Origin of the sequence: Dysosmobacter segnis (assembly GCF_014297285.1) — a bacterium.
Taxonomy (GTDB): Bacteria; Bacillota; Clostridia; order Oscillospirales; family Oscillospiraceae; genus Oscillibacter; species Oscillibacter segnis.
Genome location: NZ_JACOQI010000022.1, coordinates 1 through 14,481, shown reverse-complemented (window position 1 = coordinate 14,481; position 14,481 = coordinate 1). Strand labels below are relative to the sequence as shown.

The 14,481-nt window shown below is 55.7% G+C and carries 15 protein-coding genes, 1 rRNA gene and 1 pseudogene; 5 read left to right on the top strand and 12 right to left on the bottom strand.

Features of this window, described 5'->3' with window-relative positions:
- Positions 1 to 603: 603 nt before the first annotated feature.
- The 3 genes from H8Z83_RS15955 to H8Z83_RS15945 all read right to left on the bottom strand — a co-directional run bounded on the left by H8Z83_RS15955 (position 604) and on the right by H8Z83_RS15945 (position 3,904).
- Complete coding sequence (locus tag H8Z83_RS15955) at positions 604 to 1,290, bottom strand: response regulator transcription factor (protein ID WP_187015984.1); 687 nt, start codon at positions 1,288 to 1,290, stop codon at positions 604 to 606.
- Between the two features lie 19 nt (positions 1,291 to 1,309).
- A complete protein-coding gene (locus tag H8Z83_RS15950; protein WP_337787275.1) occupies positions 1,310 to 2,680 on the bottom strand; it encodes an FG-GAP repeat domain-containing protein in 1,371 nt (456 codons plus the stop codon).
- A gap of 189 nt (positions 2,681 to 2,869) precedes the next feature.
- Positions 2,870 to 3,904, bottom strand: a complete 1,035-nt coding sequence (locus H8Z83_RS15945) for a hypothetical protein (protein WP_187015982.1) — start codon at positions 3,902 to 3,904, stop codon at positions 2,870 to 2,872.
- 184 nt (positions 3,905 to 4,088) lie between these two features.
- On the opposite strand from H8Z83_RS15945, the gene H8Z83_RS15940 reads away from it, so the two are divergent.
- The 3 genes from H8Z83_RS15940 to H8Z83_RS15930 all read left to right on the top strand — a co-directional run bounded on the left by H8Z83_RS15940 (position 4,089) and on the right by H8Z83_RS15930 (position 6,628).
- The gene (locus H8Z83_RS15940) at positions 4,089 to 5,177 is read left to right on the top strand and encodes a PfkB family carbohydrate kinase (RefSeq protein WP_187015981.1); all 1,089 of its coding nucleotides are present in this window, start codon (positions 4,089 to 4,091) and stop codon (positions 5,175 to 5,177) included.
- A gap of 38 nt (positions 5,178 to 5,215) precedes the next feature.
- Positions 5,216 to 6,145, top strand: coding sequence for a pseudouridine-5'-phosphate glycosidase (locus H8Z83_RS15935; protein WP_301332344.1), 930 nt, complete (start codon positions 5,216 to 5,218; stop codon positions 6,143 to 6,145).
- A gap of 111 nt (positions 6,146 to 6,256) precedes the next feature.
- Positions 6,257 to 6,628 carry a DUF1294 domain-containing protein gene (locus H8Z83_RS15930; RefSeq protein ID WP_243185078.1) on the top strand — a complete coding sequence of 124 codons (372 nt, stop codon included), beginning with the start codon at positions 6,257 to 6,259 and terminating at the stop codon, positions 6,626 to 6,628.
- A gap of 78 nt (positions 6,629 to 6,706) precedes the next feature.
- Here the strand turns inward: H8Z83_RS15930 and H8Z83_RS15925 are convergent, their stop codons facing one another.
- From H8Z83_RS15925 to H8Z83_RS15900, 6 genes are all read right to left on the bottom strand, one after another.
- Positions 6,707 to 7,291, bottom strand: a complete 585-nt coding sequence (locus tag H8Z83_RS15925) for a hydrolase (RefSeq protein WP_187015979.1) — start codon at positions 7,289 to 7,291, stop codon at positions 6,707 to 6,709.
- 22 nt (positions 7,292 to 7,313) lie between these two features.
- Positions 7,314 to 7,997 carry a DUF2461 domain-containing protein gene (locus tag H8Z83_RS15920; RefSeq protein ID WP_187015978.1) on the bottom strand — a complete coding sequence of 228 codons (684 nt, stop codon included), beginning with the start codon at positions 7,995 to 7,997 and terminating at the stop codon, positions 7,314 to 7,316.
- 154 nt (positions 7,998 to 8,151) lie between these two features.
- A complete protein-coding gene (gene rpmA / locus H8Z83_RS15915; RefSeq protein WP_187015977.1) occupies positions 8,152 to 8,433 on the bottom strand; it encodes a 50S ribosomal protein L27 in 282 nt (93 codons plus the stop codon).
- Positions 8,434 to 8,470: 37 nt separating this feature from the next.
- On the bottom strand, positions 8,471 to 8,803 hold the full coding sequence (locus tag H8Z83_RS15910; protein ID WP_187015976.1) for a ribosomal-processing cysteine protease Prp: 333 nt from the start codon (positions 8,801 to 8,803) through the stop codon (positions 8,471 to 8,473).
- 2 nt (positions 8,804 to 8,805) lie between these two features.
- Positions 8,806 to 9,117, bottom strand: a complete 312-nt coding sequence (rplU, locus tag H8Z83_RS15905) for a 50S ribosomal protein L21 (RefSeq protein ID WP_187015975.1) — start codon at positions 9,115 to 9,117, stop codon at positions 8,806 to 8,808.
- Positions 9,118 to 9,409: 292 nt separating this feature from the next.
- Positions 9,410 to 10,351 (bottom strand): restriction endonuclease, encoded by a 942-nt coding sequence (locus H8Z83_RS15900; RefSeq protein ID WP_187015974.1) that lies wholly within the window; start codon positions 10,349 to 10,351, stop codon positions 9,410 to 9,412.
- Positions 10,352 to 10,401: 50 nt separating this feature from the next.
- Between H8Z83_RS15900 and H8Z83_RS20245 the strand changes: the two are divergent.
- A pseudogene (locus tag H8Z83_RS20245) lies at positions 10,402 to 10,968 on the top strand (transposase); the annotation flags it as partial.
- A gap of 36 nt (positions 10,969 to 11,004) precedes the next feature.
- Complete coding sequence (locus H8Z83_RS19710; RefSeq protein WP_243185074.1) at positions 11,005 to 11,166, top strand: hypothetical protein; 162 nt, start codon at positions 11,005 to 11,007, stop codon at positions 11,164 to 11,166.
- Positions 11,167 to 11,671: 505 nt separating this feature from the next.
- Here H8Z83_RS19710 and istB read toward each other — a convergent pair.
- The 3 genes from istB to rrf all read right to left on the bottom strand — a co-directional run bounded on the left by istB (position 11,672) and on the right by rrf (position 14,479).
- Positions 11,672 to 12,412, bottom strand: coding sequence for an IS21-like element helper ATPase IstB (istB, locus tag H8Z83_RS15890; RefSeq protein ID WP_187015972.1), 741 nt, complete (start codon positions 12,410 to 12,412; stop codon positions 11,672 to 11,674).
- 241 nt (positions 12,413 to 12,653) lie between these two features.
- Positions 12,654 to 13,952: an IS21 family transposase gene (gene istA / locus H8Z83_RS15885; protein WP_243185071.1), complete on the bottom strand. Its 1,299-nt coding sequence runs from the start codon at positions 13,950 to 13,952 to the stop codon at positions 12,654 to 12,656.
- A gap of 411 nt (positions 13,953 to 14,363) precedes the next feature.
- Positions 14,364 to 14,479, bottom strand: a 5S ribosomal RNA gene (gene rrf, locus H8Z83_RS15880).
- Between the last annotated feature and the right edge of the window lie 2 nt (positions 14,480 to 14,481).

Genomic DNA, 14,481 nt, shown 5'->3' with positions numbered 1-14,481 from the left:
TGGGAGCCCTTTCATCTTACTTGCGCGGCGGAAATGAATTCCGCCTTGTGCCAAGGTTTTGGCTCCGCCAAAACGCTTGTACCCGCCTGACGGCGCGCCCCGCCGTGCGGGGCCCCGGACAATGTGCCGTCAGCTTACTCGTTTCACGCGTCCCATTTATAGCCATAACCCCAGACGGTTGTTATGAAAGTCGGATTCTGCACATTGCTTTCCCATTTTGCGGGGCAAAATGGGAGCCCTTTCATCTTACTTGCGCGGCGGAAATAAATTTCGCCTTGCGCCAAGGTTTTGGCTCCGCCAAAACCCTTGTACGCGCCTGACGGCGCGCCCCGCCGTGCGGGGCCCCGGACAATGTGCCGTCAGCTTACTCGTTTCACGCGTCCCATTTATAGCCATAACCCCAGACGGTTGTGATGAAAGTTGGATTTTGCACATTGCTTTCCCATTTTGCGGGGCAAAATGGGAGCCCTTTCATCTTACTTGCGCGGCGAAAATGAATTCCGCCTTGTGCCAAGGTTTTGGCTCCGCCAAAACGCTTGTACGCGCCTGACGGCGCGCCCCGCCGTGCGGGGCCCCGGACAATGTGCCGTCAGTCTATTCGTTTCACGCGTCCCATTTGTAACCATAACCCCAGACGGTTGTGATAAACGTGGGATTCTGCACATTGTCCTCGATTTTTAAGCGGAGGCGGCGGATATTCACGTCCACGATCTTCAACTCTCCGAAGTAGTCCCGGCCCCAGACCCGATCCAGAATTTCCTCCCGGGACAGCGCCTTGCCGGGATTCTCCATAAACACCCGCATGATGGCGTACTCCACCTGCGTCAGCTTCACCCGCTGGCCGTTTTTCTCCAGCGTCCGGTTGCGGGTATTCAGCAAAAAGGGCGGCTGGCTGATCTCACCGCTCTGGACCACTTCCTCCCCGCCAGCCCGGCGGAACAGCGCGTCCACCCGGGCGGTAAGCTCCGCCGGAGAAAAGGGCTTGGTCACATAATCGTCGGCGCCGGTCATCAGTCCCGTCACCTTGTCCATCTCCTGAGACCGGGCCGTCAGCATGATGATGCCGATTTTCGTATTGGTGGCCCGGATGCGGCGGCAGACCTCAAAGCCGTCGATCCCCGGCAGCATGATGTCCAAAAGAGCCACCTTGGTATCCGGGTTGGCCCGGAGCCGTTCCAATGCCTCCTCGCCGGTCTCAGCCTCAATCACATCGTAGCCCGCCCGGCGGAGATTGATGACGATGAAGCTGCGGATGCTGGCTTCATCCTCCAAAACCAGAATTTTCTTCACGAAAGCTCCTCCATATCCATCAGTTGTCCCCTGCGGACCATTCCGTGCCGATCAGGCTGAAGGATGCCCGCACCTCGTCCTCTGTAACGCTGTACTTCCAATCCTGATTGCCCTTCAGCAGCTCGCCCACATAGATGACGCCGTCATTCCGGCCCAGGATGAACCGTCCCGTCCGCACCGCCAGCCGCTCCCGTTCGGAGCCGCTAAGGGCCGTGATCCGCAGCACCGGAACATAGGATTCCTCCCGGCTGCTGTCGGTATAGAATGTAATGCCGATCTCATCCGGCGATGTGGACCGGCCGACCCAGACCCGCTCCGGCCAGCCCTCCGGCAGCTGGAGATACCAGCCGTCGGCAACATCGTGATAGGTGGACAGGACCCGGGACGCGGTACCGGAAGCGTCATAGCTGATCCAGTCCACCCGCTGAGAAACGGCGTGGTCTGCGTCCTCGCCCTGCAGCGTCACCGTGCGGGGCACCTCTGTAACGCCGTCGCCGTTGATGTCCATGGGATACACGGAACAGAACCGGGACACCTCTCCGGAAACGCCGGTAATGGCGGAAAGCACCAGATTTGTCAGTTCTCCGCCCCGAAGGGCCAGCACATCCGTAATAGCCCGGGCGCCGTCCGCAACGCCGGTGATGAACAGGGCGGGGTCGCTGGACCGCAGCGTACCCACGGTGACCTTTCCCTGCTGGCTCAGCTCCGCCATGGTCATGGACACCAGCACGCTGGACCGCAGCGTCAGCGCGCCGTTTTTCGACACATAGCAGTCCGCAACGCCCTCGCCGTCCTGATTGGCCCGTAGCACCGTCAGTTCCCGTTTGCCGTCTTTATTCAGGTCCGCCACGGCGTATTTCACATAATTGGTCCGCATCAGCTCCCGTGCGCCGTCCGGCTCCAGGGAGTAGACAGCCAGCGCCTGCAGATCCATGCTGACCCGCCAGCCCACGATGATCTCCATACGGCCGTCGCCGTCAATATCGCTGTAATCCACGCTGTAAATCGCCAGACCGCTACCCTCAATGACCGCCGCCTGCCGGTAGCTGTTGTCATCATCCGCCGTAAATATATGGATCTTCAGGGGCTTTTCCCCATCGCTCTGGCGGAAGAAGGCCAGTGCCTCCTCCCGGCCGTCGCCGTCCAGATCCATCATCTGCACCGGCTGGATATTGCTGCCGGATACCGGAGCGGCGTATTCCGCGCCGCTTTCCTGGATAGCGCTGAGCTGCTTATTCAGAGCGGTATACCGCTCCGGCAGCTCCGGCAAAGCGTACAGTTCCTCCGGGTCCAATGTTAGCTTCGGCGCGGTACAGGCAGAAAGAGGCAGCACCGACAGCGCGATGCACAGTGCCAGCAGTCCTGACATGATCCGCCGCTTTCTTCTCACGGTTCCGCCCCCTTTCAATACACATATCAATACAAGGATACAATACCACATCTTCCTCAAAAATGGTAGTCCCTCTGCCTGATTTCAAGAGATTTTACAGGCCGTTCACGATTTGCGCCGCGAGTACGTGAACACAGCCCCGGAGATGGAATCATCTCCGGGGCTGTTCATGCACCTGTCATCCGCTATTCAGGAGATTGCCGCGGCGCCTACGGTATAATCTCCCCAATGTCCCTGCGCATCCCGGCTGGCGGTGCAGTCAGTGAAGAAGTAGGCCCCCAGCGCAGAGCGCCACTTCTGGGCATCGAAGGTCACGGTGTTCTGCAAAGCGTCCGGTTCGCCGCCCTCCGTTTTCACTGGTTGGCAAAAGTCAGACTGTCCTTGTTCTGCCTCCGCCGGAGGCAGTTGGCAAGCAGCACCGCTTTCCTCTTCTGTACGGGGCAGCGGGTCTGCGCCGGTAATATTTTTGCTGTCCTGTTCCACATGGATGCTGTCCTGCCCGTTCTGCTCCGTAATGGTGAACAAGCAGCCGTCCTTCCAGTGGGGGATCCCGTCGACCTCCGGGGCCGTGTCGGAGAGATACCCCTCCGCCGCCAATTCCTCGTAGCTCATGGTCATGGTCTCGGAAATATCGTGCATCCCGCCGAATACCCACGCTACCGCCGCCTGCTCGCTATCGGACAGGCCGGTTTGGGACAGGTCCACAGAAAGCATGGTAATGTCGCTGTTCAGTCCCTCATCCACGGCCCACAGGTCATTCAGCACCCGGAGATACAGGGCGCAGCGGTCATCAAAGCCGTCAGAGCGGATATTCACCGCCGTGACCTCCGCCAGCTGGCCGGGATAGGTCTCCAGCACCAGATCGCAGGCGACCTCCACCAGCGCGCCGGTCAGGGTACCGTCAGGAAAGCTCTGGTAGGCGCCCGGCTCGTTCCGGTCAAAGGCGTTGCCGTCCAGTGTCAGCTCTGCATCGCGCAGGGACAGGGTATACACATCCGCCGAGTTACCATCTGTCTTAGCCAGCAACAGATTCTCCGGCTGCTCCTGGATGATCCGGAATGTCTCCCCCGCAGACACCGCTTTTTCGCCGGAGCCTCCCATCGTATCGGATACCATACTTTCTCCGGGGGCCTCCGCTGTCCGGCAGGTGTCGCCGGTGCTGTCTGTCCGCCCGCACCCCGCCAGCAGGCACAGGCACAGGATCGCCGCAAACAGTCGCTTCATGAAAACCGCCTCCTTTTTCATTTCTACTTCTTTGTCGGCACAAACGGTGATTTTGTTCCCGGTTTTGCAAATTTTTCCTGAAATAATTATTTTTCTGAAATTTGTGCTTGACATTTTGCTTTCGCCGCGTAAAATAAGCATTAGATTAGAAGCCTAAATTTTTGCTTACAAAGGAGGGGCAACCATGACCCAGCGGGAGCGGCAGCTTTTGAACTGGATTGAAGAGAACCCCCTGATCTCCCAGCAGGAGTTGGCAGACAAGGCGGGGATCACCCGGTCCTCTGTGGCGGTGCACATCTCCAACCTGATGAAAAAGGGCTACATCACCGGCAAGGGCTACATCATCCACACGGCCCCCTACGTCACCGTGGTGGGCGGCGTGAATATGGACATCGGCGGCTGGCCCGGTGAGGTTCCCGTCATGCGGGACTCCAATCCCGGCGTGGTGCGGATGAGCCTGGGCGGCGTGGGCCGGAACATTGCCCACAATATGGCCCTGTTGGGCATGGACGTCCGTCTGCTGACGGTATTCGGTGACGATATCAATGCTCAGAAGATCGCCGCAAGCTGCGGGGAGCTGGGCATCGACATCTCCCAGTCCCCGGTGATCCCGGAGGGCCGCACCTCCACCTACCTCTTCATCACCGACGAAAAGGGCGACATGGCCCTGGCCGTCAGCGATATGGAAATCTACAAGCACCTGACCCCGCAGATGCTGGCCCAGCGGCAGACGCTGCTGAACGCCAGTCAGGCGGTGGTGCTGGACACCAACATCCCCGCCGAGAGCATTGAGTGGCTGGCGGATCACTGTGCCGCCCCCCTGTTTGCCGACCCGGTGTCCACCGCCAAGGCGGTGAAGCTGAAGCCGGTGCTGGGCAAGCTTCACACTCTGAAGCCCAACCGTATCGAAGCAGAGCTGCTCTCCGGCGTGAAGATCACTGACGATGCCAGCCTCCAAAAAGCGGCGGAGACGCTGCTGGACACCGGCCTTCACCGGGTCTTTATCTCTCTGGGTTCTGACGGCGTGTTTGCCGCCGACCGGTCCGGGCAGCAGGTGCAGCTTCCCCCTCTGCCGGGAGCTATGGTGAACACCACCGGCTGCGGCGACGCCTTCATGGCGGCGATCACATGGGCCTATTTACAGGGCACGGACCTGACGGACACGGCGAAGGCGGGGCTGGCCGCCTCCGTCATCGCCATGGAGTCCGCTGAGACCATCAATCCCGCCATGAGCGAGGACGCCCTGCGGCAGCGTGCCGCTTTTTCCAAATAAAACAACATTCAAATTTCAATCTTATGGAGGAATTCAACATGACGCTGAACAAATATCTGGACATCGCTCCCGAAGTGCAGAAGGCCCTGGAGGAGGGCCGTCCCGTGGTGGCTCTGGAATCCACCATCATCTCTCACGGTATGCCCTATCCCCAGAACGTGGAGACTGCCCTGAACGTGGAGAAGATCATCCGCGAAAACGGCGCAGTACCCGCCACCATCGCCGTCATCGGCGGCCGCCTGAAGGCCGGTCTGTCCGAATCCGAGATCGACTATCTGGGCAAGACCGGCGCGGCCGTCACCAAGGCCAGCCGCCGGGACCTGCCCATTCTGGTGGCCGAGGGCCGGGACGGCGCCACCACCGTGACCACCACCATGATCATCGCTCACATGGCCGGTATTCAGGTGTTCGCCACCGGCGGCATCGGCGGCGTCCACCGGGGCGCTCAGCAGACCTTCGACATCTCCGCCGATCTGGAGGAGCTGGCCCACACCCCCGTCATGGTGGTCTGCGCCGGTGCCAAGTCCATTCTGGATCTGGGCCTGACGCTGGAATATCTGGAGACCCACGGCGTGCCCGTCATCGGCTACGGCACCGAGGAACTGCCTGCTTTCTACACCCGGAAGTCCGGCTTCAAGGTGGACTACCGCATCGACACTCCCGCTGAGCTGGCCAAGGCCTTCTATGTGAAGCAGGACATGGGCCTGGGCGGCGGCATGCTGGTGACCAACCCCATCCCCGAGGAATACTCCATGGATCACGAGGTCATCAACAAGGCCATCGACGAGGCTGTGGCCGAAGCCAACCGGCTGGGCATCCACGGCAAGGAGACCACTCCCTTCCTGCTGGCCAAGATCAAGGATATCACCGGCGGCGATTCTCTGGCTTCCAACATCCAGCTGGTGTACAACAACGCCCGACTGGCTGCCAAGACCGCCTGCGAGCTGGTGGCACTTGCCAAGAACTGAAAACTCTGCTAAAATGGACTGGCCGGGAAATTCCCGGCCAGTCCTTTTTTCGACTGCAAGCGCAAAGCAGGGAGTAAGCCTCCCAAATCATAGAAAAGCAGGTAATGAACAATGATGACGCGTCTTGCCAAGACCGTGGTGGAGCCCACGGCGAAAAACGGTTTTATTTTTACGCTTCTCGGCACCAAATGGGGGTTCCTCTGGCTGTGGCTCCTGATCATCAATGCTGCGGCGTTTCTGGCCTATGGCTTGGACAAGCTTCTGGCTAAGCTGAAGGCCCGCCACGAGAAGGTCCCCCGCCTGCCGGAGAGAAATCTTTTGCTGCTGGCTATCGTAGGCGGCGGCGTTGGCGCATGGCTGGGCATGGAGGTCTTTCGCCATAAGACCCAGCACCGCTCCTTCCGGATCGTCGTGCCCCTGTTCACCTGCCTCTGGCTGGTCATCGTCACCGGCGCGTATCTCTATTTCAACGTGTTCCGCTGATCCGCTTTTCATCTGACAAAACCCCACCCTTGACGGACGGTCCGCCGGGGGTGGGGGTTCGATCATATAGAAACTTTTTTACAGGGCCGACACAGCCTCATTTACGGCATCCTCGCAGGAGCGCATGGCCAAAATGGTCTTTTCCATCAGCTCCTCAATAGGCCAGCCCAGCCGCTCCGCACCGGTATTGATGACATCCCGGGAGCAACCGGCGGCAAACTTTTTGTCCTTGTACTTTTTCTTCAGGGAGCTGACCTCCATATCCTGCACGGACTTGCTGGGCCGCATCCGGGCCGCGGCCCCAATGAGGCCCGTCAGTTCGTCGGTGGCAAAGAGGACCTTTTCCATTTTCTCCACAGGCTCCACATCGCAGCAGATGCCGTAGCCGTGGGAGCAGACCGCGTGGACCAGGTCCTCAGAACAGCCGATCTCCCGTAAAAGCTCCGGGGCCTTGACGCAGTGCTGCTCCGGCCACTTTTCAAAGTCCACATCGTGGAGGAGGCCCACGGTGGCCCAGAAATCGGCATCTGCGCCATAGCCAAGCTCGTTGGCACACCAGCGCATGACGCCCTCTACCGTCAGTGCGTGCTGAATGTGGAACGGCTCGCTGTTGTACTTTTTCAGCAGAGCCAGGGCTTCTTCTCTTGCAGGACAGGCTTTCATAGGGATCGCTCCTTTGTTTTACTTATTTCAGTGTCTCCGGCTCCGGGTCGGAGGGCAGTGTCAGAAAATAGTCATAATAGGGCAGCAGAAATGTGTAGCCGGTTTTGATCCGGTCCACCACATCCCGGCTGAACAGCTCCTCCGTCAGTTTCTCCTCGTGGGTGATGCTGATGGTTTTCATCTGGAACCACGGTGCCAGCAGCTCCGACGGCGCGCCTGCCTTGGGACGCTTGTAGGTATCGCCGCCCAGAGTAAATTCCGTCTGGCCACGCAGCGCCTTCGTCAGCTTTTCCATGGGCTTCGGGTCCCTGATGATCCGCGAGCGCAGCTTGGCCATGTCCATGGGCCGGGCCATCCAACAGCCCATGCCGTAGCCCCAGTAATCCGGCCCCAACTCAAACCAGAAGGTAGGCCGGGTGGTCCAGTCCTCGGCGGGGCGTTCCACGCAGAACCACAGGTGGTCCTTGTAAGGCCCCCGGCCGTGGAGCCGCCGGGCGTCCCGGTAGATCCGGGAGATACGGCACACCATGGGGTCATTCTGCCGCTGTTCGGACAGAAATTCATAGATCTCCGCTCCCAAGTCCTTCATGGGGCGGTAAAGCTCGCTTAAATAAGTCTCCTTGTGGGCTTCAAACCAGGGGCGCTCGTTATTGAAGCGGATGCCCCACAGGAAGTCCACAGTGGCATCGGTAAATCCGGTAAACATCGTTTCCCTCACAATCGTTTTTCCGTGTTATTGTAGCACAGTCATAATCGGTATTTCAAGAGATGATCCTTATAAATCCTATTGTTTGAGTAGGTATATGTTGTTGGAAATGGCAAAAGCTCCGGTCTTTCGACCGGAGCTTTTAAAATGCGGATTATTCAGCGGCGTAGACGGAAGCCTGCTTCCGATCCTTGCCCAGACGCTCAAAGCGCAGGGTGCCGTCCACCTTGGCGAACAGGGTATCGTCAGTGCCGATGCCCACGTTGGTGCCGGGATGGATCTTGGTGCCGCGCTGACGCACCAGAATGTTGCCGGCCTTGACGAACTGGCCGTCCGCGCGCTTGGCGCCCAGACGCTTGGAGTTGGAGTCACGACCGTTCTTGGTGGAGCCGCCGCCCTTCTTGTGGGCGAAGAACTGCAAACCGATCATCATCATAATAAAGGACCATCCTTTCTGTAGATTTCAGGGAGAATTATTCATCCTCCAGAACTTCGATATGTTTGGGATACTCGTCGTGGAGCTGAGCAAAGTAAACCATCATGCCCGTCAAAAGTGCCTGACAGGTGCTCTCCGCTGTCTGGCCGAGGCTTCCCGGCAGACGGAGGGAGATCGATGCGTCACTTTCCCGCACCTTCACGGATGCCGCCAGACCCAGCACATCGTTCACCGTGGTCTCCACGAGACGAACGGCGCTGGTGATCGCCGCGCAGACAATGTCCGCACCGGCCTCAGCGTAACCGCTGTGACCCTGTACGTCAAAGCCTGTGATCCGGCTGCCCTGACTGCGGAAGGTGATCGTCGTCATGCTCAGACAGAGATCTTGCCGATCTCAACCTTGGTGTAAGGCTGACGATGGCCCTGACGTTTCCGGTAACCCTTCTTGGGATTGTACTTGAAGATGCGGATCTTCTTGCCCTTGCCGTTCTTCACGATCTTGGCCTCCACGGAAGCACCCTCCACAACGGGAGCGCCGAACGTAGCCTTCTCACCATCGATGATAGCCAGGACCTGCTCGAACTTTACGGTATCGCCAGCCTCGTTGTCCAGCTTCTCGATGTAGATCACATCACCCTCGGACACCTTGTACTGCTTGCCGCCAGTCACGATAATTGCGTTCATTCTTTTCAACTCCTTCATTTACGGGCTCGCTGTCGGGGGCGATTTCCGAAGAAATACTTATAACCCATTCAAAGCGGCTCTATTATTATATCTGTGCACAGTCAATTTGTCAACGGTTTTTCCTAAGAAAAACAAGCAAAATTCGTTTGCAAAAGTAAATGCAACCCCACCATTGCATTTAGTCTTACAAATCTCAGTGTTGCATTTACTCGTACAAACGCAGGTGTAGGTTTCATCACACACTGAAAAATAAGAACTCCAGAATCTAAATTTGATTCTGGAGTTCTCGTTTTTATCCGAACAGCTCGTCCAATTTTTCTTGGAGCGTCCCTTCCTTTGTGTAGGGCAGGGCATCAAGCTGCCGGAAATTATGCTTGATGTCCTCCATACCCTCATTAAAGCCGAGGATATAGGATAACGCAATATGATAGATGATTTCTGTTGGAGCCAATCCATAGACCTGTTTCTCAAAAATATGGCGAAGGCGTTCTTTCGGGTCAGGGAACTGTTCCTTCATTCGCTCACTCTGATACAGGCGCTTGACGATTTCTGTGATGTATAGGCCGGATTTCATATAGAGGTCGATAAAAGTCTTGTCCGGGTCATCGAAACAGCCGGGGTTCTCAGTTTCAAGCATATCCACCATCTTCTTGACCATTGTCTTCGGGGTGAAGATTTGGTTGGTCTTCTGCGGCGGGATATAATCGAAGATGTCCTCGATACTCTTTTCATCGAAATAATCCGCCAACTTTTTCTTGAGCCGAAGGAATTCCTTCACAGAGTCATCGAATACGACCGGGTCAAAGAGATTGCCCGCAAACTCCTTTTCTTCCCCTGTCTCAGCGTCCTTGTACTTACCGCCGTCACGAAGGAAACGGAACTGGTCGAGGGTAATGCTTGTCACCTCAAGGAACTCAGGATTCGGGATAACGGCATCGAAGGTTGCCAGCGTAACGGTATCATTGCCATAGGCCATCAGGAATGACGGTATCGTGCGGGAGAAGCCCCTCAGGTGGTCCCTGACGGAATCTTCTATACCCGTCTTTTCCCGTTCCTTGATTTTCTTCTCAACCGTCTCAACAACATCCTGCGTAGATGTTTCAATGAAAGTCTTTACGGTATTGGAAAGCTGGTCCTGTAAATTGGCTTGCAAGTCCTGCTTTTTCTGTTCAAATTCTTCTTCGATTTCCGTCTCAGTTTTTCCAGTCTCATGGCGAGAGCGCATCGCCGCCAAACGGTCTTTCTCCGCAATTTTCTGCTCGATTTGATAGTTGTTATGTCTTTATGAGCAATGCGGATGAATTGATGGTCAGCGAAAAGACTGTCTATAACTATTTAAACGCTGGCCTTTTTGACGCTGATAAGATGGACTGTCCACGCATCATCAGGATGCGTCCGAGGCGGAGCACTCCAAAGCTGAAAATCGACAGACACTGCTATGAAGGCCGCACTTACGAAGATTTTATGCGCTTCATTGCGGATAACCCGGATGTTCCTGTCGTTCAGATGGACTCTGTCATTGGAAACAAGAGCGGGAAAGTCCTTTTGACTATGTTTTCCCGGAACACCAATCTGCTTCTTGCTTTCCTGCGTGACCACAATACCGCCCGTTCTGTTTTGGATGTATTCAACGACCTCTATGCCATGTTTGGACGGGAAACCTATTGTAGACTCTTTCCTGTCATTTTGACTGACCGTGGCAGTGAGTTCAGCAATCCGGTCCCCATCGAACAGGATGAAAACGATGAGCTTCGCAGTCTTGTTTTCTATTGCAATCCCAGTGCCCCTTATCAAAAAGGCGGCATCGAAGTAGCCCACGAACTGGTTCGGCGTGTTTTGCCGAAAGGCAAATCTTTTGATGACCTTCAGCAGGAGGATATTGACCTGATGCTTTCTCATATCAACTCGTATAAAAGAGGAAAGCTGAACAGTCGGTCTGCATACCAACTGTTCAACTTCATCTACGGGGATGATATTTTGCCGAAGCTCAATATCCGCGAAATCGAGGCAAACGACATTGTTCTGTCTCCGAAGCTGCTGAAGAAGTAACCCTCAGCATTTCAGATGTCAAACAGAGAACTTTCAGGGGTGCGATTTACCTTTACAAAAAAGTAAGCGGCAATCGGACCTCTGGGAGTTTTTTGCCTTTTTCCCGATTTCTTGCCTTATGCTATTGATTTTAACACATTCTACGCCATTGAAAAGAGAATTTCCCCATATTTGTAAGAGTGAATCGAAGTTTTTGAACTTTGCTGTTGCATTTACTTCTTACAAACTTGCATTTACTTTTGCAAGTGAGCAAAAACAAGCAAATTTCTCGATGAAATTCACTTGCCGGAGGTATTCCCCCCAGTTTTCGGGCCAGAGGTGAATATGCCGACCGAAAACTACACCCTGACCGTTAGCCGTCCGACACCCTGACCGCTGAAAACGGACACCCTTTCCGCTGGTCCTACACCGAGGCCGTGGTGCATGCACCACCACGTCGGTCCACGGACACCGCCCAAATGGTGCACAGCGGCCGGGCACATGGTGCACCCGGCCGCCGGGGAAATTACTCTGTCATACCCATGCGCTTGCGCGTTGACTCACCCTCGATCTGAACCGTGTACGCGTTGTAGATGATCCGGTCGCAGATCGCGTCCGCCAGAGTTGGATCATACAGATTTTCATGCCACTCACTGGTGTCGTACTGGGAGCAGAAGATGGTGGACGCCACCTTGTTCCGAGCTTCCACCAGCTCCAGTACATCCCGGGCTTCTGCCTCCTTCAGCGGGTACAGCAGCCACTCGTCCAGAATGAGCAGCTTCACCTTTTTCAGCTGCTTCATATATTCCCGATAGGTCCCATCCCTCCGGACTACAGCGATCTCTACCAGAAGATCCGGCAGCCGGAGATACCGAGCGGCGCAGAAGTTCCGGTTGGCCGCCACACCCAGGGAACAGGCCAGGAATGTCTTTCCAGCACCGGTAGCGCCCAGGATGATCACATTTCGTGCCTCCTGAATGTACGAACAGGATGCCAAGCGGAGGATCTGCTCCCGGTCCAGATGCCGTTCGGCAATATACTCGATATTCTCCACGCTGGCCTGTGTATCTGCATAGCCGGCCTTCTTGATCAGGCCAGTGAGCCGGTTGCTTTTCCGCGCACTCCATTCGGCATCCACCAGCATGGCGAGTCGATCCTCGAAGGGCACATTCCGGAACTGCGGGTCTTCCAGCTGGGCAGAAAGCTGCTCTGCCATGACGCCCATGTGGATCTCTCTGAGCTTACGAATCGTTTCGTTACTGAACATTATTTCTTCCCCCTTCTGTAGTACTCAGCACCACGGGTAAACCTGTGGGCCTTCTGAGGCACAGGTTCTGGATCCACATCTTCCGTCTGAAGCAGATCCTGCTCAGACTTCAGAATAGCCTGTACACTTTTCAAGCTAGGAGAAGGGGTGAAGGTAGAGCTTTTCGACAGGCGTCCTCCAAGCGGACCACAGAATAGTGGTCAGACAGCTTTAGGAGGGCCATGCAGGATTTGTAACCCTGCTACTCTACCTTGTGAGCAGTAAGGAATACTCGCACAACAGCGGCAGTATTTTCGCCAATAGAGGACACCCAGCGAAGGAACCGTTCACTGTTCCATTGGAGGTAAGCGGTGTGCTCCGGAGACATATGCTCCTCAAGCGTACTGTACTGATTGGGGCGGCCATACAGCCAAAGGTGGGAGGCCACTCTGGTACCGCAGAAATAGATTTCTACAGCGGAGCCGGTGAGTCGTACATCCACTTTCTGTTTGATGTATTCGTATGGGACCGAATAGTTCATGCGATCCACTGAAATGTGGTAGTTATATTGCACCGTGGCCGTTTTCCTTTCTGCCAGCTCAAACGGATTTGGCGGTAGCGGCAGAAGGAACAGCTTTTCTTCCTCAAAGTCAGAGGCTCTGCTGCCATCTTTCTTCTGAAACGGCTTGTGATTGAAATCAGCCAGCTTTTCCCAGATTGCACGATTCAGTTCATCCAAGGAGAGAAACTGACGGTTCCGCAACGCAGCAAGGATCCAGGTGGAGACAACGCCAACGGAGCCCTCCACGAACGCTTTGTCCTTCGGTGTCCGTGGACGGGTGGGGATAATTGCGGTGCCGTAATGCTCCGCCATTTCCTGGTAGGCTTTGTTCAGGACGGTCTCCGTGCGGGTATTCTTGATGACGCCGGTCTTGAGATTGTCCGGGGTCAGGATTCGGGTGACTCCACCGAAATAGTTGTAGGCATGAACATGAGCTGTGATCCATGCTTCCTGCTTCATGTTGAGGAACGCTTCCGTATAGGCGTAGCCGCTGTACGGAAGCACTGCTACAAAGAGATAGGCGGGCAGGCGCTCGCCGGTGTCCGTGTCCGTAATCCCAGCGGTCTGACCGGCCCAGTCCACCTGGAGGTTCTCACTGGGCTTGTGCTCCAGATGCATGGTCGCTTTCGTTTTGTGAACATAGTCGGCGTAGTACTTGTTGAACTGCGTGGACTTGTAGGGGAGCTCACCGTTTTGGCGGCACCGTTCGCAATACTCCACCCACAGCAGGCTGAGCGTGACGCCGCTCTTCTGCATTTCCTTGTGGACCCACTCGTAGTCCGGCATACTGTACCGCTGCCCCATAGATGTGGCAGGGCACAGCTTACGGGTCACTTTCTCAGAGCTAAGGTTCTTCACCGCATTCCACGAGAGGCCGTTTTCTTCAGCCTTGTGCAATGCCGTGATGACGGTGCTCCGGGCGCAGCCACAGCTCTCGGCGATGCGCGTTTTGTTGAGACCCAGACTATGAAGTCTGATGATCTCTTTGTAGTTGGTCATCGTGTTTTCCTCCTGTTGTTAGATTACATCTTTCGATGCAATTCCATTATACAGAGGGTGTCTGACCGGCGGCGAGAGTGTATGATTTCAGCGGTCAAGCTGTCTGACCTGTGCGGTCAAAGTGTCCGTCGGAGGGCGGCGTATTCACAGAGGCAAATTTGCAGTTCCCATATTTTCTGGTATCTGTCCAAAGTTAAATTTCCGCTGCCTGATTTTCAATGCACTGATCATTAAAGTCCTTCAGCGCTGCAAATGATCCGTCACGTTGCAGACAGGCAATTTCTGCAAAACGCAGATGACAACTTAAGACAAAAATATACAACTATGTGCTAAACCGTATTTTGACAAAGCTCACAGCGCTCCACGAAATCCACACAACAAAAAAGCGACGGTCAAAAGACCGTCGCTTAGTGTTGGCGCTATCTATCTTCCCAGGCCGTTGCCAGCCAAGTATTGTGGACAGAAATGAGCTTAACTACCGTGTTCGGAATGGGAACGGGTGGACCCTCATCCTAATCAGCACCAACTA

What these genes read in the sequence shown, in the direction of transcription:
- H8Z83_RS15935 (WP_301332344.1), top strand. Translation starts at nt 5,216, where the DNA reads ATGACGCTGAACAAATATCTGGACATCGCTCCCGAAGTGCAGAAGGCC.
- H8Z83_RS15925 (WP_187015979.1), bottom strand. Translation starts at nt 7,291, where the DNA reads ATGAAAGCCTGTCCTGCAAGAGAAGAAGCCCTGGCTCTGCTGAAAAAG.
- H8Z83_RS15940 (WP_187015981.1), top strand. Translation starts at nt 4,089, where the DNA reads ATGACCCAGCGGGAGCGGCAGCTTTTGAACTGGATTGAAGAGAACCCC.
- rpmA (WP_187015977.1), bottom strand. Translation starts at nt 8,433, where the DNA reads ATGATGATGATCGGTTTGCAGTTCTTCGCCCACAAGAAGGGCGGCGGC.
- H8Z83_RS15910 (WP_187015976.1), bottom strand. Translation starts at nt 8,803, where the DNA reads ATGACGACGATCACCTTCCGCAGTCAGGGCAGCCGGATCACAGGCTTT.
- H8Z83_RS15920 (WP_187015978.1), bottom strand. Translation starts at nt 7,997, where the DNA reads ATGTTTACCGGATTTACCGATGCCACTGTGGACTTCCTGTGGGGCATC.
- rplU (WP_187015975.1), bottom strand. Translation starts at nt 9,117, where the DNA reads ATGAACGCAATTATCGTGACTGGCGGCAAGCAGTACAAGGTGTCCGAG.
- H8Z83_RS19710 (WP_243185074.1), top strand. Translation starts at nt 11,005, where the DNA reads ATGCTTTCTCATATCAACTCGTATAAAAGAGGAAAGCTGAACAGTCGG.
- istA (WP_243185071.1), bottom strand. Translation starts at nt 13,952, where the DNA reads ATGACCAACTACAAAGAGATCATCAGACTTCATAGTCTGGGTCTCAAC.
- H8Z83_RS15930 (WP_243185078.1), top strand. Translation starts at nt 6,257, where the DNA reads ATGATGACGCGTCTTGCCAAGACCGTGGTGGAGCCCACGGCGAAAAAC.
- istB (WP_187015972.1), bottom strand. Translation starts at nt 12,412, where the DNA reads ATGTTCAGTAACGAAACGATTCGTAAGCTCAGAGAGATCCACATGGGC.
- H8Z83_RS15945 (WP_187015982.1), bottom strand. Translation starts at nt 3,904, where the DNA reads ATGAAGCGACTGTTTGCGGCGATCCTGTGCCTGTGCCTGCTGGCGGGG.